The 22,787-nt window shown below is 70.1% G+C and carries 18 protein-coding genes; 5 read left to right on the forward strand and 13 right to left on the reverse strand.

The window, feature by feature from the left end; translation table 11 throughout:
* Window positions 1–411 (reverse strand): IS607 family transposase (locus ABT115_RS21095; protein WP_351791960.1); only part of this gene is annotated, 411 nt, incomplete at its 3' end.
* Window positions 412–464: 53 nt separating this feature from the next.
* A complete protein-coding gene (locus ABT115_RS21100) occupies window positions 465–1,343 on the reverse strand; it encodes a diacylglycerol kinase family protein (protein ID WP_351791962.1) in 879 nt (292 codons plus the stop codon).
* A gap of 186 nt (window positions 1,344–1,529) precedes the next feature.
* On the opposite strand from ABT115_RS21100, the gene ABT115_RS21105 reads away from it, so the two are divergent.
* On the forward strand, window positions 1,530–2,813 hold the full coding sequence (locus ABT115_RS21105) for an adenylosuccinate synthase (RefSeq protein WP_351791965.1): 1,284 nt from the start codon (window positions 1,530–1,532) through the stop codon (window positions 2,811–2,813).
* 112 nt (window positions 2,814–2,925) lie between these two features.
* Here the strand turns inward: ABT115_RS21105 and ABT115_RS21110 are convergent, their stop codons facing one another.
* Complete coding sequence (locus ABT115_RS21110; protein ID WP_351792140.1) at window positions 2,926–4,404, reverse strand: helix-turn-helix domain-containing protein; 1,479 nt, start codon at window positions 4,402–4,404, stop codon at window positions 2,926–2,928.
* Window positions 4,405–4,756: 352 nt separating this feature from the next.
* Here ABT115_RS21110 and dnaN point away from each other — a divergent pair, with 352 nt between their 5' ends.
* Window positions 4,757–5,884 (forward strand): DNA polymerase III subunit beta, encoded by a 1,128-nt coding sequence (gene dnaN, locus ABT115_RS21115; protein WP_351791968.1) that lies wholly within the window; start codon window positions 4,757–4,759, stop codon window positions 5,882–5,884.
* 81 nt (window positions 5,885–5,965) lie between these two features.
* Here the strand turns inward: dnaN and ABT115_RS21120 are convergent, their stop codons facing one another.
* Complete coding sequence (locus ABT115_RS21120; RefSeq protein WP_351791971.1) at window positions 5,966–7,519, reverse strand: hypothetical protein; 1,554 nt, start codon at window positions 7,517–7,519, stop codon at window positions 5,966–5,968.
* A gap of 238 nt (window positions 7,520–7,757) precedes the next feature.
* Here ABT115_RS21120 and ABT115_RS21125 point away from each other — a divergent pair, with 238 nt between their 5' ends.
* Window positions 7,758–12,140: an FtsK/SpoIIIE domain-containing protein gene (locus ABT115_RS21125; RefSeq protein WP_351792143.1), complete on the forward strand. Its 4,383-nt coding sequence runs from the start codon at window positions 7,758–7,760 to the stop codon at window positions 12,138–12,140.
* Window positions 12,141–12,249: 109 nt separating this feature from the next.
* Here the strand turns inward: ABT115_RS21125 and ABT115_RS21130 are convergent, their stop codons facing one another.
* The 6 genes from ABT115_RS21130 to clpB all read right to left on the reverse strand — a co-directional run bounded on the left by ABT115_RS21130 (window position 12,250) and on the right by clpB (window position 18,616).
* Window positions 12,250–13,500, reverse strand: a complete 1,251-nt coding sequence (locus tag ABT115_RS21130) for a hypothetical protein (protein ID WP_351791974.1) — start codon at window positions 13,498–13,500, stop codon at window positions 12,250–12,252.
* Between the two features lie 10 nt (window positions 13,501–13,510).
* Window positions 13,511–14,209: a hypothetical protein gene (locus ABT115_RS21135; protein WP_351791977.1), complete on the reverse strand. Its 699-nt coding sequence runs from the start codon at window positions 14,207–14,209 to the stop codon at window positions 13,511–13,513.
* A gap of 31 nt (window positions 14,210–14,240) precedes the next feature.
* Window positions 14,241–14,537 (reverse strand): hypothetical protein, encoded by a 297-nt coding sequence (locus tag ABT115_RS21140; protein ID WP_351791980.1) that lies wholly within the window; start codon window positions 14,535–14,537, stop codon window positions 14,241–14,243.
* Window positions 14,538–14,603: 66 nt separating this feature from the next.
* Entirely contained in the window at window positions 14,604–14,903 is a 300-nt protein-coding gene (locus ABT115_RS21145) for a WXG100 family type VII secretion target (protein ID WP_351791982.1), read from the reverse strand.
* A gap of 384 nt (window positions 14,904–15,287) precedes the next feature.
* Window positions 15,288–15,848, reverse strand: a complete 561-nt coding sequence (locus ABT115_RS21150) for a type III secretion system chaperone family protein (protein ID WP_351791985.1) — start codon at window positions 15,846–15,848, stop codon at window positions 15,288–15,290.
* Between the two features lie 182 nt (window positions 15,849–16,030).
* Complete coding sequence (gene clpB, locus ABT115_RS21155) at window positions 16,031–18,616, reverse strand: ATP-dependent chaperone ClpB (protein WP_351791988.1); 2,586 nt, start codon at window positions 18,614–18,616, stop codon at window positions 16,031–16,033.
* 212 nt (window positions 18,617–18,828) lie between these two features.
* Here clpB and ABT115_RS21160 point away from each other — a divergent pair, with 212 nt between their 5' ends.
* On the forward strand, window positions 18,829–19,233 hold the full coding sequence (locus tag ABT115_RS21160; RefSeq protein WP_351791991.1) for a pyridoxamine 5'-phosphate oxidase family protein: 405 nt from the start codon (window positions 18,829–18,831) through the stop codon (window positions 19,231–19,233).
* 158 nt (window positions 19,234–19,391) lie between these two features.
* Here ABT115_RS21160 and ABT115_RS21165 read toward each other — a convergent pair whose 3' ends face one another.
* Window positions 19,392–19,712, reverse strand: coding sequence for a (2Fe-2S)-binding protein (locus ABT115_RS21165; protein WP_351791993.1), 321 nt, complete (start codon window positions 19,710–19,712; stop codon window positions 19,392–19,394).
* 316 nt (window positions 19,713–20,028) lie between these two features.
* Here ABT115_RS21165 and ABT115_RS21170 point away from each other — a divergent pair, with 316 nt between their 5' ends.
* Window positions 20,029–21,015 (forward strand): helix-turn-helix transcriptional regulator, encoded by a 987-nt coding sequence (locus ABT115_RS21170; protein ID WP_351791996.1) that lies wholly within the window; start codon window positions 20,029–20,031, stop codon window positions 21,013–21,015.
* A 128-nt stretch (window positions 21,016–21,143) separates the two neighbouring features.
* Here the strand turns inward: ABT115_RS21170 and ABT115_RS21175 are convergent, their stop codons facing one another.
* Both ABT115_RS21175 and dnaJ read right to left on the reverse strand, forming a co-directional pair.
* A complete protein-coding gene (locus tag ABT115_RS21175) occupies window positions 21,144–21,590 on the reverse strand; it encodes a heat shock protein transcriptional repressor HspR (protein ID WP_351791999.1) in 447 nt (148 codons plus the stop codon).
* A 1-nt stretch (window position 21,591) separates the two neighbouring features.
* Window positions 21,592–22,767, reverse strand: coding sequence for a molecular chaperone DnaJ (gene dnaJ / locus ABT115_RS21180; protein ID WP_351792001.1), 1,176 nt, complete (start codon window positions 22,765–22,767; stop codon window positions 21,592–21,594).
* Between the last annotated feature and the right edge of the window lie 20 nt (window positions 22,768–22,787).

Here is a 22,787-nt window from a genome sequence, read left to right on the forward strand (position 1 = left end):
CAGAGCGGCCTCGACAAGTTCGACGTTCATACGGCCCAACCGGTCTTTGTGCTCCACCACTACGGTGGTCACCGCCGGGTCGGCCAGCAGGCGACGGGCCTTGACACGGGCACCGTTCATACCCGAAGCGATCTCGGATTCGACACGCACGACCCTATGCCCGGCCTTCGCGGCCCATACCGACAAGCGTGCGGCCTGCCGCTCCAGGTCGGCCTCCTGGTCACGGGAGGAGACACGGGCGTACAGACCCACACCACCGGTCACGGACAGTGAAGTGTTCGCGTCGATGTTCACCAGGATCGTGCGCGGCCCCACTCGCTCCGCAGGGACCGGCAGCGTGCCCTCACGGAACCAGCGGTACGCAGTACGCGGGGCGACCCCCTGTGCACGCGCCCATTCCGTCAGGTTCATACACAAGATAGACCATACAACACTCATGACACCTGAAGAACACTCATGAACACTTATTCGAAAGCAGTTCCTGACCCCCCGGCCACCGGCAGCATCAGCCCCCAGCCCCCCGCCCGCACCGTCCATGTCCTCGTCCGGACCGGGCCGCCGACCTGAATGTCCGCGCGGTAGCGGAAGTCCGCGCCGGAGACCGTGACGGCCTTCGCCTCCGCCGTCACCGGTTCGGACGCCGGGGCGCGGATCACCACCTCCGCGAGGCCCTCCCCGTCGCCGCCCTGCGAGGCAACTGTCACCGACTCGACCGGGCGGTCCAGATCGTGCAGCAGGACGCCGTCCGCCTCTACCCGCAGCCGGTGTGTACGGGGCGCGGCGGGGGCCGTAGGCGGGGTGGGCCGCACCAGCGTGCGGACCAGGGTTCGGCAGGTGTCCCAGACCGCCGTGACCCCCGTATGGGCAGCCACCGCGCCCGGCAGCGCACTCAAGGCCGGGATGTGCAGCGCGCCCAGGACAACGCCGTCGCTGTCGTCGACCAGCAGGTCGAGCCTGCGCACGGCACCGTCCAGCGCGGTGCGCGCCGCCGCCACCGCGCCCAGGGGCACGCCGAGCGAACGAGCGAGTTCCAGCGCGGCCGCGACGCCGACCGGGATCAGCGAGAGCGCGGTCTCGGCCGGCTCCCGCTCCCGGTGCAGCAGGGCCACCGCCCGCCGCAGCGCCCGGTCGTCGCCGACCACCACCAGCCGCCGGCTACCCCGACGGGACAAGGCCCGCGCGAACTCCTCCGGCCCGTCGGGCAGACAGATCTTGGCGTGCGAACCGGCGCTGAGCACGTCCTTCGCGATACGGACGGACTCGCCGTCGGTCCGGCGGGCTACCGGGTCGATGACCACCAGCAGCTGGTGCGTACCGTCGCCGGGGGGCTGGGCAGCCGACACCTCGGTCCTTCCTCGGGTAGCATCTTGGTGCAAGAGCCCCTTGCGCTATTGCGCCAGGGGCTTCGTCTATTCCGGGGCACCCGGTTCGACGGTTCAGGCTTTGTCGTACGGCGTCGTACGGCATGTACGACGTTTACGTACGCCCCCTGACCTTGGACATGCCCCGCCCGGAAGGGGTGTACGCCTGTGCCCGCACTTGTGCTGCTCGGTGCTCAGTGGGGTGACGAGGGCAAGGGGAAGGCCACCGACCTCCTCGGTGGATCCGTGGACTATGTGGTGCGCTACCAAGGTGGCAACAACGCCGGCCACACGGTGGTCGTCGGTGACCAGAAGTACGCACTTCATCTCCTCCCCTCCGGAATCCTTTCGCCGGGGTGTACCCCGGTCATCGGAAATGGGGTCGTCGTCGACCCGGCCGTCCTGCTCTCCGAGCTGAGTGGGCTGAACGAACGCGGCGTGGACACTTCCAAGCTGCTGATCAGCGGTAATGCCCATTTGATCACCCCGTACAACGTCACGATCGACAAGGTGACGGAACGGTTCCTCGGGAAGCGCAAGATCGGCACGACCGGCCGGGGTATCGGCCCGACGTACGCCGACAAGATCAACCGTGTGGGCATCCGTGTCCAGGACCTCTACGACGAGTCGATCCTGGAGCAGAAGGTCGAGGCGGCCCTGGAGCAGAAGAACCAACTCCTCGCCAAGCTCTTCAACCGCCGCGCCATCGAGCCCGGCAAGATCGTCGAGGAGATGCTCGGGTACGCGGAGCAGATCAAGCCGTACGTTGCCGACACGACGCTGGTTCTGAACAACGCCATCGACGCGGGCAAGGTCGTCCTCTTCGAGGGCGGTCAGGGCACGCTGCTCGACGTCGACCACGGCACGTACCCCTTCGTCACCTCGTCGAACCCGACCGCGGGCGGCGCCTGCACCGGTGCCGGCGTGGGCCCGACGAAGATCAGCCGGGTCATCGGCATCCTCAAGGCATACACCACCCGTGTCGGCGCCGGCCCGTTCCCGACGGAGCTGTTCGACGAGGACGGCGAGGCGCTGCGCCGGATCGGCGGCGAGCGCGGTGTCACCACCGGCCGCGACCGTCGCTGTGGCTGGTTCGACGCGGTGATCGCGCGGTACGCGACCCGGGTCAACGGTCTCACCGACTTCTTCCTCACCAAGCTGGACGTGTTGACCGGCTGGGAGCAGATCCCGGTGTGCGTCGCGTACGAGATCGACGGCAAGCGCGTCGAGGAGCTTCCGTACAGCCAGAGCGACTTCCACCACGCGAAGCCGGTCTACGAGATGCTGCCGGGCTGGTCCGAGGACATCACGAAGGCCCAGACCTTTGCCGATCTGCCGAAGAACGCGCAGGCGTACGTGAAGGCGCTGGAGGACATGTCCGGCGCCCCGATCTCCGCGATCGGTGTCGGCCCCGGCCGCACCGAGACCATCGAGATCAACTCCTTCCTGTAGGAGTTTCTGCGGGAGCGGCGAACGCGCCAAGAGGGCCGGGACGGTGCGTCCCGGCCCTCTTGGGCGTATCGACCACTGCCAGGATCCGCAGCTGTGGATCCCCCCGTTCGGTTCATCGGGCGGCGTCCGCTCCTGCGACATCCAGGGCCCGGAAGGCCAGCCACAGGTCGTAACGAGCACTCGGCGTCTGCAGCAGCGAGCGCTGGAGAATCAGCTCAAGGCGCGTGAGGCGTTTACGCGCCCCTGGTACCGAGATGCCCAAGGCGGCGGCCGTCGGTCCCAGTTGGGCCTCGCAGTCCAGCCAGGTACGGAGAGTTGTCCGCGGGTCGGCGGCGGTCCGGGAAGAGCCGGACGCGGTGAGCGGGCGCAGTTGCTGGGCCGCCCATTCCTGGACGGCCGGGCCGCGCAGGATGTCGTCCAACCGGTGGGGCGGCGCAGGCGTTGCCCCGTCCGGGCCGACCGTCCGGGGCACGGTGGGCGTGGCGCGGATACGCAGGGCCAGGTCGAGGGCGGCCTGGTCGGCGACCCGGTTCAGGTCGAGGCCGAGCAGCTCGCCGATCAGCCGGAGCCGTGCGGCCAGCGTGTTCCGGTGGATCTTCAGGTGCTGGGTCGCATGCGAGGAGAACGCGAGCCAGGAGGAGAGGGTCGCCGCGAGCTCCTGGCTGCCCGGGTCATGGCTGCGTCGCGGCAGATGCGTGAGCAACGGGTTCAGCAGCGCATCCGCCCACTGCGCCCCGGCCGCACCGACGACCAGGGCGGCCTCCGGCGCCGAGCCGAAGCGGGCATGCCGGGAGGGCAGTCCGCGGGCCACGGCCAGGGCGTGGAACGCCTGGCGGTACCCGGTCGCCGTGTCGGACAGCGGCACGTCCTCGCTCGCCCCCACGACACACTCGTCCACCACGTCGGCGACCCGGAGGCCGAGCTGCTGTTCGGCCACGTCCGGATCCGCCGGCACGACGAGGATCAGATGGCGTGCATACACCGGACACCGCACGATCCAGGACCGGCCGCCGGAGAGCTCCGCGCATATCCGTGCCACTTCGTCCCGGCGCCCGCCCGAACACTCCACGACGCACACCCGGACGGGGTCGGGCAGCGTCGGCTTCAGAGCACCCGCCACCTGATGCGCGATGGACAGCTGGCCGGTCATGAGCAGGTGCAGCACCGCTTCCCGGCTGCGGGACTCCGCCAGGTCCACGCGGCGGCGCTTGCGTTCCACGGTCTCCGCGGCCCAGCACATGGCGAGAGGCATCGCCACGTCGGAGAGAAGCGTGACGAGTCCGTCCGGCAACGGGCGTGCGGCGACGACGGCCAGGACCGGGGGAGAGACGTTCGGCGGGCCGTCCAGCGGGAACAGCAGCGCGGTGTGCGGCCCCTTGTCGAACGAGAAGGAGCGTGCTTCGAGCGACGCCAGTTCCTTCGCGCCTTCGGTGGCCACCGCTGCGGCCTCGAAGCCCGTAGGGTCCGGGGTCAGGGTCACGCCGTGCAGTACGGTGCCGTCCCGGTCGAGCAGTCCGGCCCAGCCCCCCGCCCGGCCGGAGACCCAGCGCAGGAGCGCCTGTGACCCGCCGGATCGGGCCAGCCGGTACATCCGCAGTACGTCGTCGGCCCGTACCTGCGCGTGCACGCATCCTCCGCTTCCGCGCTCCTGCGCCCTGCAAAAAACCGGAGTGCAGCGTACCGGTCTGGCTGTGCGGTCTGATACCCCTGGCGGCCCACGCAGTGCGAACTGAATCTTCCTGTCGGGTGCCCGAAGTCCTAAAGTTCGAAAACGGTTGCGGGGCCTCTCGGGGGAGGGGCACGGGGACGACGGCAGCGGCTCACGGGGGTGGCCGCTGTCGTCGGCCGCGACCGTCTTCCCTGCTCCCGTTGTCAGTGGTGGCCCTTAGTGTCGGCTCACGATCACGACCCACGATCAGAGACGACCGGGAGAGGCCGCCGCCATGGAGTTTCGCATTGAGCGCAGCGCACTGACCGACGCCGTGGCCTGGGCGGCCCGGGTGCTGCCCACGCGCTCGCCCGTTCCTGTGCTGGGCGGGCTGCTGTTGGAGGCGTCCGACGGGCGGCTGTGTATCTCGGGCCTCGATTACGAGGCGTCCGCGTGTATCAAGGTGGAGGCGGAGACCGTACGGGCCGGAAGGGTGCTGGTCATGGGCCGCCGGCTGCTCGACGTCTGCCGGGTGCTGCCCGAGGGCGCGGTGGAGTGCGTGGTCGAGGGCTCACGGTTCTCGCTGACGAGTGACAGTGCCCGGTTCGGACTCTCGGTGCTGCCGTTCGACGACTATCCGGCGCTGCCGGCGCTGCCGGAGGTGCTCGGTGCGGTGGACGCGGAGGAGTTTGCCGCGGCGGTCGCCCATGTGACGGTGGCGGCGGGCCGGGACGACACACTGCCGACCCTGACGGGTATCCGGCTGGCGCTCGACGGCGACACGATGACGCTCGCCGCCACGGACCGCTACCGGTTCGCGGTGCGCACGCTCCGCTGGAAGCCCGGGAAGGACGGCGTTTCGGCCGATGTCGTGGTCTCCGCCCGCAGGCTGACCGAGATCGCCCGCTCCTTCGGCCGGACCGGAGTGGTCCAACTCGCGCTGGACGGCGGCTCGGTCGGTTTCGAACTGGCCGGGATGCGCACCACAGTGCGTCTGCTCGACGGCCGACTGCCGCGCCACGACAAGCTGTTCACCATGGTGGGCGCTGTTTCTGCGGTGACGGACCGGGCGCCGCTGGTGGAGGCCGTCAAGCGCGTCGCCGTGGTCGCGGAGGGCGGCAGCCCGCTCCAACTGGCTTTCTCCGGTGACTCGGTGCTGTTGCAGGCGGGTTACGAGGACGATGTCGCCTCCCAACGTCTGCCTGCCGTTCTCGACGGCACCGATGAGCTGACGGTCGCCTTCAACCCGTCTTACCTGATGGACGCCCTGGCCTCGTTCGACGCACCCGTGGTCCGGTTCGAGCTCATGGGCCCCGGTCAGCGTGCGATGGTCACCGGACAGGCGTCCCGGGAGATATCGGTGGACGAGGCTCCGCGCCCCGCCCACCAGCATCTGCTGATGTCGGCCAAGCCGTTGGTGTAGCGCGATGGTCGTCGGGCGCGGATGAGGCCGGCGCCGTTCGGGGGCATCACGCTGAACGCGGCGTCCGCGCTGCTGGGCTGATCAGTCGGCCTTCGTGTACGTGAGCTTCTCGCCGGTTTCCGGGATTTCCCGGCTCAGGGTGCCGTCCGAGAGCAAGGTCAGCGTGGTGGGCTTGCCCGCAGTGCAGGACGACATGGGTTCGCCGACGACGACCGTGGAGGGGCCGACCTCGACGGGGCCGCTCGGAGAAGGTTTCGCGATCAGGGCAGCCTTGAAGACACAGTGGTAGGAGCCGCCGCTGTCGAGCGGACCATCCGCGGTGAGGGTGAGGACGGTCTCACCGACCGTGCCCTGCTGGATGACGAGTTCCCGGGTGGAGCGGCCCGAGGGGTTGTCGATGGAGCCGGACCAGGTGCCGAGGTAGCCGGCCGGGACGGGGCCGTCGCTGTTCTTCTTCTTGTCGTCGGAGGGGCCGGCGTCGGTGACGGGGGAGTCCGATGAGGAAGAGGCCGACGAGGCGGTGGGGGACGGCTTGGGCGCCGCGCCCTGGTCGTTCATGAGGGCGTAGACGGACCCGCCCGCGCCGATGGCGACAAGCACGGCGATAGCGACGAGGGCAATGGTCGAACCCCTTCCGCGGCGGGCGGGTTCGGGGCGGGGCCGCGGGGCGACGGCGGTGCGGAGGGAGCCGTACGGAGGCGTGCGTCCCGCGTGCCGGGTGATCTCCAGGCCGAGCGGCCCGGTGTCGAGCGATCCGTCCGCACCGGCACGCCAGCGCCACCCCGTGGGTGCCTCGCCGACCACCAGCAGCGCGTCCCCGCGCCGCAGACCGGCCAGTGCCCCCTCCCGTCGCGGGAGTTGCGAGGCGTCCACGACGAAAAGATGCGGCGCCTCGCCCTGGACGGCGATCCGGCTGCTGCCCTCGATCAGCCGGAAGATCTGGGTGACGTCGGTCGAGCCGGGCTCCGGCGCTCCCGTGCCCGCCGACGCCGCCGTGGCGAACGCCTCCTCCAGGGTGGTCGCGGTGTGCAGACGCGAGTTCCGCTGCTCGTCGCCGGAAAGGAGCCGGCCGTCGGCCAGGGATCCCACCAGGGTGACCTCGGCGAGCGCCCCCACCGGGCTGGCGAGCGCCTCGGTGACGACGGCCCGCACCAGGCTGCGCACCTCCTCGTCCGGCCCCGTCACCGAGACGGGCCCCGCCGCCCGGGAGAGGTCGACCAGCACGCGGTCGGGTCCGTCCAGGCCCACCGTCACCGTCAGCGCGTACGGCAGGGCCGGTTCGCCCTCCGGGCCGGGGCGGTGCAGATCGTCGGGCGAGATCGTCCAGCGCTCGCCGTCCGCCTCGACGGTCCAGGGCGTGGGGGCGGCCTCCTCGGCCCCGGCCAGCAGCAGTGCGAGCCGCTCCTCGGAGTAGGCGACGGCGTACAGGTCGGGCAGCGGCCGGCCGGAGCGCAGGCACTCGCCCGTCAGCCGGCGCAAGCCCGCGTTGACCACGTCCAACGCCTCCCGGCCCAGAACGGCCGCCGAGGCGGCGACGGGCTTCGGCGGGCGACGGCGTCGCTCGGTGACGATCAGCGCGGCCACCGCCCCGATCAGCGCCAGCCCCAGCACCACGGCCAGGACGTACCAGATCATCTTCTGACTCCTTGTCGGGACGCGCCGGCGACGGAGCCGGGGCGGTCGAGAACGAGGCGGCACAGTCACTGCGCAGTGCGCCCGATCACCACTACGGCGCCCGTCCGCGGATGGTTCACCGGTGCGGGTGAACCATCTGCGGACGGGCGCCGTAGGTCCCGTCAGTGGCATGGGAGCCGACGAGTGCGGCTGCCGATGCCCCCATTCACGCCGACTGGAGGACGTTCTCGTGTCGTTGATGTTGACCGTGATCGAGGAGGGCGGTGACGCATTCGACGTCCACCTCGACGCCGACCCCGACACGCCCGTGCGCGCTGTCGCGGAGGCGCTGGCCGGGGCGGGAGGCGTCCACCAGCCCCCGGAGGGCCTCGGCCTGTACGCCGGCGACCGGCTGCTGCCCGCCGATATGCGGCTGCGGGACGCGCCCCTGCACCACGCGGCCATCGTGGGCCTGGGCCGCCCTGCGGGCACCGTGTCGGCCGAACCGGACGGGCTGGTGGAGGTCCGTGCGGTCGGCGGGACCGGCGCGGGCGCCGTGCACCGGCTCGACATGGGCGAGTACCGGATCGGGCTGGCCCACGACGGGACCGCCCAGGTGCTGTGCGCCGTACCGGACCGTCCGTTCGCCGTCCTGGCGGTGGGCCCCCAAGGACGCTGCCGTATCGCGCCCGACGCCTCCGCACCGGAAGGCGCCACCCTGCAACTGGACCGCGAGGACCTCACCGAGGCGACCGCCTGGCCGCCCGGCGCACAGCTCCTCGTCGAGGACAGCCTGCTCGAACTCGCCCTCCCGCAGAAGCCGGACGCGGCCGTGCAGCCGTCGGAGGACGGCACCGGTTGGGACTACAACCGGCCGCCGCGGCTGCGGCCGGCCGAGAGCGCCACCCGCTTCACCCTGCCCTCCCCGCCCGCCCCGCCCGCTCCCCGGCCGCTCCCGTGGATCACCGCGGCGGCCCCGCTGGTGATGGCGGGGGCCGGGGCGCTGATTTTCGGCCGTATGTCGATGCTGCTGTTCGGGCTGCTCTCCCCGGTCGCGATCCTCGGCAACTATCTGATGAGCCGGCGCACCGGGCGCCAGACCCACTCCGACAGTGTCGCCGCCTACGAGGAGAAGAAGGCACGCATCGAGGGCGACGCGGCGCAGGCCCTGGCGGACGAACGCACCGCCCGGCGCCGCGGTTTCCCGGACCCGGCCGAGGTCGTCCTGACCGCCGTCGGCCCCCGGCGCCGCCTGTGGGAACGCCGTACCTCCGACGCCGACTTCCTCGAACTGCGCATCGGAACCGCCGATCTGGCCTCCGACGTGGTGCTCCAGGACCCGACGAAGGACGAACACCGCCGCGAGGACCCGCGGACCGCGTACGACGTCCCGGTGACCGTTCCGCTGCGGGAGCACGACGTCCTGGGCATCGCCGGCGAGGGCCCGGCCGCGCGCGCCGTGGCGCGCTGGGCGGTCGCCCAGGCCGCCGTCCTGCACAGCCCCCGTGACCTCCAGATCCATCTGCTGACGACCGGCGAACAGGGCCGGGACGGCTGGTCCTGGCTGCGCTGGCTGCCGCATGTGCGCAAGAAGTCCGGCGACACCCCGGCCAGCATCGGCTACGGCACGGAGACCTGCGCCCGGCGGGTCGCCGAACTCACCGCGCTGATCGTCGAGCGCGCCGGCCGGAAGGACCGGCGCAGCCGGCCCGCCGGGCCCGACGTGCTCGTCATCCTCGACGGAGCCCGCAGGCTGCGTTCGCTGCCCGGCGTGACGCAGATCCTGCGCGACGGACCAGCCGTCGGCGTCCGCGCGGTCTGCCTGGACGCCGAGGAGCGGCTGCTGCCCGAGGAGTGCCACGCCGTCGTCGCCGAAGAGCCCGGCGGAACCGTACGGGTGGGACGCTCCGGGAGGGGCACCGTCGGGGGCATCCGGCCCGACGCGGTGTCCCTGGAATGGTGCCGTTCGCTGGCCCGCGCGATGGGCCCGCTGCGGGACCCGGGCGGGGCCGACGAGGAGGCCGCGGTGCTTCCCGGCTCCGCGCGGCTGCTCGACGTCCTCGCCCTCGATCCGCCGCAGGCCGCCGCCATCCGGGCGCGCTGGACGGCCGGGGGCCGCTCGACCCGGGCGGCCGTCGGCGTCTCCCTGGACGGCCCGTTCTACCTGGACCTGCGGCGCGACGGCCCGCACGGGCTGGTCGCCGGCACCACCGGCTCCGGCAAGTCCGAACTCCTCCAGACGCTGGTCGCCTCGCTCGCGGTGGCCAACCGTCCGGACGCGATGACGTTCGTCCTGGTCGACTACAAGGGCGGCTCCGCGTTCAAGGACTGCGTCGACCTGCCGCACACCGTCGGCATGGTCACCGACCTCGACGCCCACCTCGTCGAGCGGGCCCTGGTGTCCCTGACGGCGGAACTCACCCGGCGCGAGCACATCCTCGCCGCGGCCGGCGCCAAGGACATCGAGGACTACGTCGAGCTGCTGGAGCGCAACCCGGCGGGCCGCGCGCCGATGCCTCGGCTGCTCATCGTCATCGACGAGTTCGCCTCGATGGTGCGCGACCTGCCGGACTTCGTGAAGGGTCTGGTCAACATCGCCCAGCGGGGCCGCAGCCTCGGCATCCACCTGATCCTGGCGACGCAGCGCCCCAGCGGCGTCGTCTCCTCGGAGATCCGCGCCAACACCAACCTGCGCATCGCGCTCCGGGTGACGGACGCCGGCGAGAGCCAGGACGTCCTCAACTCCGCCGAGGCCGCCGGGATTTCGCAGAGCACCCCCGGTCGCGCCTATGTGCGCCTGGGCCAGAACTCCCTCGTGCCGTTCCAGTCCGGACGGGTCGGCGGCCGTCGGCCCGGTGCCGCGGCGACCTCGCTGCCGGCACCCTGGGCGGTGACGGTCGGCTGGGAACGGCTCGGCGAGCCGCTCCCGGCACGGCCCCGTGGCGCGGCCGTACCCGCCGAGGTGGAGACCGACCTCACTGGGCTCGTCACGGCGATCCGCGAAGCGGACCGGGAGATGGGCATCCCCGCGCAGCACAGCCCCTGGCTCCCGCCGCTGCCCGAGGTCCTGGTCACCGGCGAACTGCCGGCACCCCCGCCCTCGGACTACGACCTCGCGCCCGTCGCGTACGGCGTGGTGGACCTGCCCGCACAACAGGCCCGGCTGCCCCTGGTGATCGACCCGGCGACGCTCGGGCACCTGCACATCATCGGCTCGCCCCGCCAGGGCAGGTCGCAGACCCTGCGCACCATCGCCGGCACCCTGGCCTCCGCCCATTCCCCGGACCGGCTGCACATGTACGGCATCGACTGCGGCAACGGCGCGCTGCTGCCCATCGAGAAGCTGCCGCACTGCGGGGCCATCACCCAGCGCACCCAGCCCGACCGGGTGGCCCGGCTGCTCGCCCGGCTGACCGCGGAGCTGACCCGGCGCCAGGAGATGCTCGCCGCCCGCGGCAGCGCCGACCTGCCGGAGCTCCGCCGCGCCCTGCCGGAGGCCGAACGGCCGCCGCACATCCTGCTGTTCATCGACCGGTGGGAGGTCTTCGACAAGCAGCTCGGCGAGTACGACTCCGGGAACCTGCTGAGCTCCGTACTGACCCTGCTCCGGGACGGCGCGAGCGTCGGCATCCACCTGGTGATGACCGGTGACCGGGCGCTGTTTTCCAGCCGGGTCAACGGCTCCACCGAGGACAAGCTCGTGCTGAAGCTGAACGAGAAGTCCGAGTACGGGATGATCGGCATCACCCAGCGCAACGTGCCCGACGAGATCCCGCCGGGCCGCGCGTTCCGTGCCGCCGACAAGGCGGAGGTGCAGATCGCGCTCCTCACGGACAACCCGGAAGGCCAGGCGCAGGCCGTGGCGCTCCAGCAGATCGCCGAGTACTGCCGCGAGCAGGCGGCCCAACTGCCGGACTCCACCCGGCCATTCCGCGTCGACACCCTGCCGGACCGGCTCACCTGGGAGCAGGCGACCCGGTACGTGCCACAGCCGCTGCCGTCCGCACGGTGGGCCCTGTCCGGTGTCGGCGGCGACGAACTCACCGCGTTCGGGCCGGACTTCGCCATCACGCCGACCTTCCTCGTCGCCGGACCCGCCCGCTCCGGCCGCAGCACCGTCCTGGCGACGCTGGCACTGTCGCTGCTGTCGGTCCAGACGCCCGTCGTCATCGGCGCGCCCGCCAGGTCGCAGTTGCGCCAACTCGCCGGACGGCCCGGGGTCCTCGCGGTCTTCGATGAGTCCGACATCGACCCCACCGCACTGGAGGAGGCGCTGGCGTCCTCGCCGCAGGGGGCCGTGGTGATCCTGGACGACGCCGACCTGCTGCTGAAGGCGAAGGCCGAGCCCGTCCTCACCCAGATCGCCAAGTCCGGCGCCGAGATGGGCCGGGGCCTGGTGATCGCCGGGCAGACCGACCGGCTCTCCTCCGGCTTCTCCGGCTGGCACACCGAGGCCCGCCGCAACCGGTGCGGTCTGCTGCTGAAGCCGCAGAACATGAGCGACGGCGAACTGATCGGCGTCAAGGTGCCCCGCAGCCGCCTGGGCGCGACCCGCCCGGGGCGGGCGATCCTGCACCTGGGCGACGGCGTGCTGCGCACCGTCCAGGTCCCGGAGACGGTGCTTCCGCCGGCTGGGAGCTGAGCGCCCGTGCGGGGACTACGACACCGGCACTGAGGTTCCACGGCAGAGGGCTCCCGCCCCGGCGACGGCCGGGGCGGGAGCCCTCACACATGACGGGACGCGGCCCGGATCAGGTCGATCCCTCCACGTAGCTGGAGTCGTGTATGGTCGTGCCCTTCGTCCCGTTGGGGACGGCGCCGTTGATCGCCCAGGCGAAGCCGCCCATTCCGATCAGGTTCGAGCTCTGGTCGATCCACCCCGCCGTCTTCGTCCAGATGTTGGTGATCCCCGGTAGCTGCTTCACGATGCCTGGTGTCTTCAACACGCCACCGGGGATGTTCTTCAGCAGGTTCGCGACGAGCTCGCCCGGGTTCTTGAACCCGGTGAACGACTTGATGACGGGGACCACGGTCTTGATGTTGATCTGGATCGTCTTGAGGTTGTTCGTGACGGTCTTGAGGGTGTTCGCGATCCCGCCCAGTTTGGCGATCTTGATCAGGCCGACACCGCCGAGCACCAGCCCCAGGCCGCTGAGGACCATGTCGAGAATATCCCACTCGCCCGACTGAATACTGTCGACGATGTTCATGATGAAGGGGATGGCAGCGGTGACCAGACTGGCGATCGTCAGGATGAGCCCCAGGCCCTGCAATCCGGGGATGAGCATGGCGATGATGCCCAGGGCGGCGCTGATGAAGCCGAGCACCTTCTTGAAGATGTCCTTGATCTTCTCCCACAGGCTCTTGCCCGGGACCGCCTCGCTCGTCGCCTCGTCCAGGGCGCGGGCCGCCGTCGAGGCGTCCGTCTCGCGCAGCTCCCGCGCGTCCTCGGCGAGCATGCGGGCGGCGTCGAGATCCCGCTGGGCGCTGTCGGCGTCCCCCTGCGCCACGGACTGGTCGTGCCGGGCATCCTCCATGGCCCGCCGCGCACTGCGCCGGGCCGCCTCGTCGTCCGGCGGGGGCGGGTCCGCCGCGTCCAGGCCGCTGATCACGGACCCCGCCGCGGCGGCGGCATCGGTGGCCCGCTGCAGCCGCTCCTTAGCGTCCCGTCCGTCGACCAGGGCGTTGTCGGCCTTGCGCTGATGGTCCCCCAGCTGGTCGGCGTAGGTGTCCAGCGCGCGGGCCGCCTTGTCGTACGAACTGTGCAGCTTCTCCACCTGATTGGCCAGGTCCCCGAGCTTGTCCCGGAGTTTCTCCATGGCCTTGCCCTCGCCGAGCTGGCTGTTCTTCAGGCCGCTGACGATGGGGAGCGCCTGCTCCGCGTCGTCAGCGACGGCCCGGTACTGGCCCGCGAGCTTCGCGAGCATCTCCGCATCGCCCGGCGTCGGGTCGTCCGAGAACCCGAAGACCGTCTCCCAGTCGGACACCGCTGGCCGCGCCATTGCCGCGCCCTCACTTTCCGTTCTCGTCCGTGCCCTGCGGGCTCTGTGCGGCCGGCACAGCCGTGCCCTTGCTCTTGACTTCCACGAAGCGCAGCGTCCCCGCGATGGCGTCGAACACCTCGAAGAACTGGTCCCTGAGCTCCACATTGGGCGTGGAGCTGGAGACCAGCAGGTATTCCCGGCGGTTCGGAATCGGGAACAGCGTGTGCAGCAGCGCCGTACGCACCGGCGTGCCCTTGTAGTCGATGTCCTCGATCGAGGCGATCCGCCCGACCGGTCCGACGTCCGGAAGCTCCAGCAGATCCACCTCGCGCGGCGGGTACCCGCTGCTCTGCGGGTCCCCGGCCTGCATGCTCGCCCCGAACAGCACCTCGGCCAGATCTGCCGACTGGTCCTCCGGCACCGGCATCCGCAGCACAACTGACGTGGCGCTGAGCATCGCGTCCCCGCCGGGGAACCTGACCATCCCCGCCGCCTGGAGCGCCCCCCGGGCGTAGGCCTCGCGGGCGGTCCGGCGGGTGTCGCGGATCAGGCCGTCGAGCCGCTCGCGGGAGAACTGCGGAACCCCCTTCGCCTGGTGCTCGATACGGCGGCGGATGGACGCGTCCCGGGTGCTCGGGTCGAGGTCCAGATGCCACCAGGAGCCGGGGTAGCGCAGCTTGTAGTGCGCGGGCGCCCCCGTAGCCCGGTCCGTGACCGGATGCGTCATGACGCATGTCCCTTCTGCCAGCAGGCTCTCGTCAGGTCTTCTTGGATTCGTCCAGCGCATTGACGGTCTCGTCGTCCGTCTGCGTGAAGGCGTCGGAGATCTTCTTCGTGTTCTCGGAGAAGACCTTCACGTTGTCCTGCACCTTCTCGTGGCCCTTGCCCCATGCGTGGTCGAAGTCGGCGAGGGACTCGGCGAGCGTCGAATCGCCCACATCGTCCTTCGATCCGACGTCGCTGAGCCGCGCGGTGTTGTTGATCCGCTGCCCGATGTCCTCAAGCGACTTGACCGTCTCGTTCAGGTCCTCAAGGGGGACGCTGATGCGGGTCATCGGTTCCTCCTATCCGGCCGCCGTCCGGTCCCGCCACAGAAGGGCGGGACCGGACACAAGGGCACGTCAGCCGATGGAGCCGGACGTCTGGTCGTCGGTGTCGACGAACGCGTCGGCGACCTGCTTGATGAACTCGCTGACGCCCTGCAGGCCCTCGATCGCCTTATCGGTGCCGTTCTTGTACTCCTCCCAGAACGGACGGAACTTGGTCTCGGAGCCCGGCGTCGCGTAGGCCGCCTCGACCATCTCGTCCATCTTGGTGTTGGCCTCGTGAAGGCTCTGCTGCATCAGTTCCTTCTGGTGCTGCAGCCAGGTCGACGCCTCCCGCATCTCTTCCGGGCTGATATGGATGTTGCCGCCGGCCATGTCGGTTCCTTCTCTCGTTTCGGGTCGCCGCGGTCGCTGAGCCGCGCACACCGGGCTGTACGGGTCACCCGGCGGGGCGGTTCATGCCTGTTGCGGAACAGTGACGAAAGTGACGGCCGACGCCCTGATCAGGCCTGCGACCGGGCCCCTATGGCTGCAACAGCCCATCACCGGAACCGGAGTGAAGTCCCCTCACCGAAACGGACAGGGACGGCTCGTGCATGGCTCACCGCCGCCACGTCACCCGACAGCCTCTCAAGCGGCTGTAGCCCGCAGGCCGCCCCGCCACGAAAAGAACCCGGCCCGGGGCGACGGTCATAAAGACCGCCGCCCCGGGCCGGGCTGTCACTGCCGTGCGGGGCTCAGAGGCTGTCGGGTGACCTCTCAGGCGTCCGGAGCGGCCTGCTCCGTGCCGTCCGTCTTCTCCTCGGTCGGCGTCAGGCCCAGACGCTCCTGCAGCCACTTGTCGAACTCGATCGAGGCGCGCACCCAGCTGACCGTCGACGAGACGAAGTGCTCCAGGCTGACCCCCGTACCGATGAGCATCTGCGCCTCACCGATCAGACGGACCGAGGCCCCGGTCTCCCCGGAGCCCTCCTCGGGCTCGTGGGTGTGCGTGTAGACCTTGGGCCACAGGGTGCGGCGGTTCCAGTCGTCGATCGCGTCGAGGAGGACCGGGCGCTGGTCCACGGCGTGCGGGCGGTCGTAGAACGTACGGACCGAGAAGACCTGCTGCTCGTCCTCGCCTCGGAACATGAAGTACGTACGGAAGTCCTCCCACGGCGCCGCGAGGTCGCCCTCGTCGTCGACGACGTACTTCAGCTCCATCTGATCGAGGAGCTGCTTGACGAGGTCCTGGTCAGGGACGACGGGGCCCTCCGGTCCTGCGGCCTGCGGTTCGGGCTGGCCCCCGAAATTCGGAATCGAGGACGGATCGATGCTCACCGTGATTTTCCCTTCGTGCGGTTGCCGCCATCCTCTCCCATGGCAGGCGGGGGATGGCAAGCCCTGACAGGCCCGATCCGCCACAAGCTGACACGCAGCCGGTACCGACCGGGCCCGCCGGGGCCTCCGCACGGGATGGTGACGACCCGGGGCCGAGGTGGTGACGACGCCCGGCCGGGTGGTCACTCCGCGGGGCCGACGAGCAGGTCGTCCCCGACCCGGTCCACCCGGACGATGTCCCCGTCCTTGACCTCGCCCGCGAGGATCTCCTTCGCGAGCCGGTCGCCGATCGCCGTCTGGATGAGGCGGCGCAGCGGCCGTGCTCCGTATGCCGGGTCGTTGCCCTCCTCGGCCAGCCAGGCCAGGGCGGCCGGGGTGACATCGAGGGTGAGCCTGCGGTCGGCCAGACGTCCCGCGAGCCGGTCGATCTGGAGCTTCGCGATGTGCGAGAGCTCGTCGCCGGACAGTGCGGAGAAGACCACCAGGTCGTCGAGCCGGTTGAGGAACTCCGGCTTGAACGAAGCCCGTACGACCTCCAGGACCTGCTCCTTCTTCACCTCGGGCTCGGTCAGCGGGTCCATCAGGAACTGGCTGCCGAGGTTGGAGGTCAGGATCAGGATGGTGTTGCGGAAATCCACCGTCCGGCCCTGTCCGTCGGTGAGCCGGCCGTCGTCGAGGACCTGGAGCAGGATGTCGAAGACCTCGGGGTGGGCCTTCTCGACCTCGTCCAGCAGGACGACGCTGTACGGACGGCGGCGGACCGCCTCCGTGAGCTGGCCGCCCTCCTCGTAGCCGACGTAGCCGGGCGGGGCACCGACGAGGCGCGCCACGCTGTGCTTCTCGCTGTACTCGCTCATGTCGATGCGGACCATGGCCCGCTCGTCGTCGAACAGGAAGTCGGCGAGGGCCTTCGCGAGCTCCGTCTTGCCGACACCGGTCGGGCCGAGAAAGAGGAACGATCCGGTGGGCCGGTCGGGGTCGGCGATTCCGGCGCGGGTGCGGCGTACCGCGTCCGACACCGCCCGCACGGCCTCGGTCTGCCCGATGAGACGCTTGCCGATCTCGTCCTCCATGCGCAGCAGCTTCTGAGTCTCGCCCTCCAGTAGGCGCCCGGCCGGGATACCGGTCCAGGAGCCGACGACGTCGGCGATGTCGTCCGGGCCGACCTCCTCCTTGACCATCGTGTCCTTGGCGGCCTCCTGCTCGGCCTCGGACGCCTCCGCCAACTCCCGCTCCAGGCTGGGGATCTCCCCGTACAGCAGCTTGGAGGCGGTGTCGAAGTCGCCGTCACGCTGGGCGCGTTCGGCCTGGCCGTGCAGTTCGTCGAGGCGTTCCTTCAGTTCACCGACGCGGTTGAGGCCCTGCTTCTCCTTCTGCCAGCGGGCGTTGAGACCGCGCAGCTCCTCCTCCTTGTCGGCGAGGTCACGGCGGAGCTTCTCCAGGCGCTGCTTGGAGCCGGGGTCGGTCTCGTTCTTGAGGGCCAGCTCCTCCATGTGGAGACGGTCGACGGCGCGCTGGAGTTCGTCGATCTCGACGGGCGAGGAGTCGATCTCCATGCGCAGCCGGGACGCCGCCTCGTCGACCAGGTCGATGGCCTTGTCGGGGAGGAAGCGGGAGGTGATGTAGCGGTCGGACAGGGACGCGGCGGCCACCAGCGCCGAGTCCGCGATGGAGACCTTGTGATGAGCCTCGTAACGGCCCTTGAGACCACGCAGGATCGCGATGGTGTCCTCGACGCTCGGCTCCGCCACCAGCACCTGCTGGAAGCGGCGCTCCAGGGCGGGGTCCTTCTCGATCCGCTCGCGGTACTCGTCGAGCGTCGTCGCGCCGACCATGCGGAGCTCGCCGCGCGCCAGCATCGGCTTGAGCATGTTGCCCGCGTCCATGGCGGAGTCGCCGCCGGCGCCCGCGCCGACGACGGTGTGCAGCTCGTCGATGAAGGTGATGATCTGCCCGTCGCTCTCCTTGATCTCGGAGAGGACGGTCTTCAGCCGTTCCTCGAACTCGCCGCGGTACTTGGCACCCGCGACCATCGCGCCGAGGTCGAGCGAGACGAGCCGCTTGTTCTTCAGGGACTCGGGGACGTCGCCCTTGACGATGCGCTGGGCGAGCCCTTCGACGACGGCCGTCTTGCCGACGCCGGGCTCACCGATGAGCACCGGGTTGTTCTTCGTGCGCCGCGAGAGCACCTGGACGACACGCCGGATCTCCTGGTCACGCCCGATGACGGGGTCGAGCTTGCCTTCCCTGGCGGCGGCCGTGAAGTCCGTACCGAACTTCTCCAGGGCCTTGTACTGGCCTTCCGGGTCGGGTGTGGTCACCCGGCGCCCTCCCCTGCTCTTCTCGAATGCGTCCAGCAGCCTCTTCGCACTGGCCCCCTGCCCGCTCAGGATCTCACCGGCGCGGCCGCCCTCGGCGGCGATACCGATCAGCAGGTGTTCGGTGGAGATGTAGTCGTCGCCGAGCTCCTTCGCGCGCTGCGCGGCGTCCGCGATGACGGCGAGCAGCTCACGGTTGGGCTGCGGCGGCGCGACGGTCGACCCGGTGACGCTGGGCTCCGCACCCAGGAGCCGCTCCGTCTCGGCGCGAACGGCGATCTGGTCGGCCTCGACGGCGGCGAGCAGATCGATGATGTTCTCGTTCTCCTCGCCCGCGAGCAGCGCGAGCAGCAGATGCCCGGGGGTCAGATCAGGGTGCCCGTCCTTCACGGCCCTGTTGGTGGCCGCGTTGATGGCGTCCCGGCTCTTGTTGGTCAGCTCGGCGTCCACGTGCGCTTCTCCTCCTTGCGGTGACTGGTCTCTCCACGACACTGACTAGGTCAACGTGCACAAAGTTGAGTCTATTCCACTCAACCCGTGCCGGACAGGACCGACCCCTGGGCTCCACCTCTCCTGTTCCGACCGTTCCGAGTGAACCGGCCGGAGTGGACGTCCGCCACCGCAGGGGCGGGGCGCTGGTGCCGGCTGCCTACGCTGTCCCCATGGCAGCCGACGTGACGAATCCCAGCCCCGAGTACCTCGCGTTCTGGCGCGAGTACCACCTGTGCACCCTGACCACCCCCCGCCCCGACGGCACGCCGCACGTGGTGCCGGTGGGCGTGACGTACGACCCCGATGCCGGGCTCGCCCGCATCATCACCGACAAGAACAGCCGGAAGGTCGCCAACATCCTGGCCGCGGGCCCGGACGGCGCCAGGGTCGCGGTCTGCCAGGTCGACCGGGGCCGCTGGGCAACATTGGAGGGCCGCGCCACAGTGCGCACGGAGGCCGACGTGATCAGCGACGCGGTAAGCCGCTACGCGGAACGCTACGAACGCACGCCGGCGCCCAACCCGGGCCGCGTCGTCATCGAGATCGCCCTGGACCGGGCGCTCGGCAGGGCGTGAGGGAAGCCGCGGACCTACGGCCTCCCCCACGACAGGGAGCGGGCTGCCCCTCGTGCGGGAGGCGTCGCCGGGCAGCACAACGGCGCCATCGTGTTCAGGTCACGATGGCGCCGTTGTGTGGGGGAGTGACTGAGCGACGTGTAACGACGGGGGATCGCTCAGGCACTGCGGGGGGTGACGGAAATAGTCTCTGGCTCGAACAGCTGGTGGTCCCGCCGGTCGAGGTTCACGAAAATCATGTCGTACCGAATCGCGCAGCGAACGGGCTGCGGCGCTCCCCGCGGCTTACGGAGGCAACGGTAGGCACGTACTTCGTCGTCTTCTTCACGTGCGACAACGATGGGGTCGCCGAACAGAGTGACCATCAGCGAGTCGCCACAGCGGGGAACGGCCGTGACCAGATCGATGAAATGCCAGCCTGATCGGTAGGCCGTGGCCATCTCCCGCCGGAAGGTCCGGTCGTCCGGCGGGATGGTCATGCGTTTGCGGCCACGCCGGCCGGCTGACTGTCCCAGGACACGTCGCCGGCTTCGGATCCGCCCGCCACGCTGCTCCGCGCGTCATTCCCTGGACTGTCCCACGAGACATCCCCCTGAACCGCTACGGAGAATGCTGCGGCAGCGAAGGCGACGGCAAGAACCGAGCGAAGCAATCTCTTGTACATGGTTGGCTTCGTCCTCACTTGGTAGGTCCTCTCCCCCGGCTCCCCCAAGACGATGTCGCAACCCAGCACGTCGAAGCCACAGGAGCGATGCATCATGTTCCTGTACGTTCAGGACCCTGGGGGGTGGAGATTTGCTCACAACAAGTACGAAACCTACGCATCCTCACCCCATCACCGAACTGTGCGACGAGGGTGCACGGCTGTACGCCGCCGCTCTGGGCGCCGGGCGTATCGGCCGCGCGGAGGTCGAAGCAGCTCCCTGCCTATTGGAATTCGCTCTGCTGCACCCGGACCCGGACGATGCCAAATGGCTCCGCCCGGTTCCGCCCTCATCCGTGCTCGCGCAGCGCCTGCACCCCTTAGAGCAAGAGATCCGGGACCGCCGCCGGATCACCGTCGAATTGACTGACGCATTCGAACCATTCATGGCCATCAGCGCCCAACCCTCGGTGACTACACATGCGATCACCGTTCTGGAAGGGCTGCGGACCATCAATACGACGCTGGACACCGCGACCGCCCAATGCACCGAAGAGATACTCACCATCCAGCCGGGCGGCGTCCGCAATCTGGATGTCCTCACCCAGTCGCTGGAGCGCGTGGAGGGACCGATCAGCCGCGGCGTACGGCTGCGCACCCTCTACCAGCACACAGTCCGTCACGGCCCCGGCGTATTCGCCTACCTGGAGCGGCTGCACTCGGGGCACGTTGAGGTCCGGACGCTGGAAGAGCTCATCGACCGCATGATCATCTTCGATCGCTCCGTGGCCGTCATACCCGCACGCCGTGACCGGCAGGTGGCGCTGGAGCTGCGCCACCCCGGCCTCGTGGAGTATCTGGTATCCGTATTCAACCAATTCTGGCAACTGGCGACCCCTCTCACCGAAGAGGCTCCGTACACCCCTCCCGATGACGGCATCACCGGCATCCAGCGGTCCATAGCCAAACTCCTCATCGAGGGATACGTCGACGAGGCGATCGCCCGACGCCTCGGCATGAATGTCCGCACCTGCCGCGCTCATGTCGCCAAGTTGTCCGCCACTCTCGGAAGCAACAGTCGCGCCCAACTCGGCTACCGCATCGCCCAATCAGGAATCCTCGACAAGACGCCGAATTAACGGCCTGGTGCACGATAGCGAGCGGGCTCCCGGCATTGGAAAGTACGTCACCGGGCACGACGGACGAGGCCCGCCACCCGGTGAGGATCGGGTGGCGGGCCTCGCCCGTCGTGCGGGTACGAACCCGCTCAGCCCTTCGGCCGCTTCGGCCGCCAGACCACCAACGCGCTGGTCTGCTGCACATCCTGGTACGGCACCAGATCGCGCCGGTACGAGGCATGCACCTGGGCCTCGCGCTGCTGCATCGCCGCCGCCGCGCCGTCCACGGCCGACGAGAGTTCGGCGACGCGCTGCTGGAGGGCCGCGACCTGGTTCTCCAGCTCGATGATGCGCTTGATGCCGGCGAGGTTGATGCCCTCGTCCTGCGACAGCTGCTGCACGGTGCGCAGCAGCTCGATGTCACGGGCCGAGTAGCGCCTGCCGCGCCCTGCCGTGCGGTCGGGCGAGACCAGGCCGAGGCGGTCGTACTGGCGTAGTGTCTGCGGGTGCAGGCCCGAGAGCTGGGCCGCGATCGAGATCACGTACACCGGTGATTCATCGGTCAGTTCGTACGGATTGCGTCGTCGGCCGTCCACCTCAAGCTCCCTTCGCAGCCTGGAACAGCTCCGCCCGCGGGTCGTGGCCCGCGGTCGCCTTCCGGTAGGCCTCCAGCGCGTCCCTGGCCTCGGTGCTGAGGTCCCTGGGCACCGTCACCTCGACAGTGACCAGCAGGTCGCCCCGGGTGCCGTCCTTGCGTACGGCGCCCTTGCCGCGGGCGCGCATCGTACGCCCGTTTGGTGTGCCGGCCGGCAGTTTCAGGGTGACCGGCGGACCACCGAGCGTGGGTACCTTCACCTCGCCGCCGAGCGCCGCCTCCGTGAAGTCGACGGGCACGGTGATCGTGAGGTTGTCGCCCTTGCGGCCGAAGACCGGGTGGGCGTCGACATGGACCACGACGTACAGATCGCCGGCCGGACCACCGCGCTCGCCCGGGCCGCCCTTGCCGCGCAGCCGGATTCGCTGGCTGTCCGAGACGCCCGCCGGGATCCTGACCTGCATGGTCCGGGAGGACTTCGCCCGGCCGCTGCCCTTGCAGACGTCGCAGGGGTCCTGGGCGATGAGGCCCCGGCCCTTGCAGTCCACGCAGGGGTCGGTGAGCGAGAAGCCGCCGCCGGTGCCGCGCGACACCTGGCCGGTGCCGAGACAGGTCGGGCAGACCCTGGGGGTGCCGTTCTTGTCACCGGTGCCGGAACACGCCTTGCAGGGCGCCTGGCTGGACATCCGCAACGGGACCGTGGCCCCCTCGACCGCCTCGATGAAGCTGAGCGTCACCTCGGACTCGATGTCCTGGCCGCGGCGCGGCTGCACCCGCGTCCCCGTGCCGCCCCGGTTGAACAGGCCGCCGAAGACATCGCCCAGACCGCCGCCGCCGAAACCGCCGCCCGCGCCCCCGCCCTGGGTGCCTCCGAAGAGGTCGCCCAGGTCGAAGTTGAAGTTGCCTCCGGCGCCTGGGGGTCCGGCCCTGAAGCCGCCGTTGCCGAAGAGGGCGCGCGCCTCGTCGTACTCCTTGCGCTTCTTGCTGTCGCCGAGGATGTCGTTCGCCTCGGAGATCTCCTTGAAGCGCTCCTCCGCCTTGTCATCGCCCTTGTTGGCGTCCGGGTGGAACTCGCGGGCGAGCTTCCGGTACGCCTTCTTGATCTCGGCGTCGGTGGCGTCCTTGGGGACGCCGAGGACCTTGTAGTAGTCCTTCTCGACGAAGTCCTTCGTGCTCATCGACGTCCCTCCTTCCGGAC

Source organism: Streptomyces sp. NPDC001832 (genome assembly GCF_040297265.1).
In the GTDB taxonomy this organism is placed as follows: Bacteria; Actinomycetota; Actinomycetes; order Streptomycetales; family Streptomycetaceae; genus Streptomyces.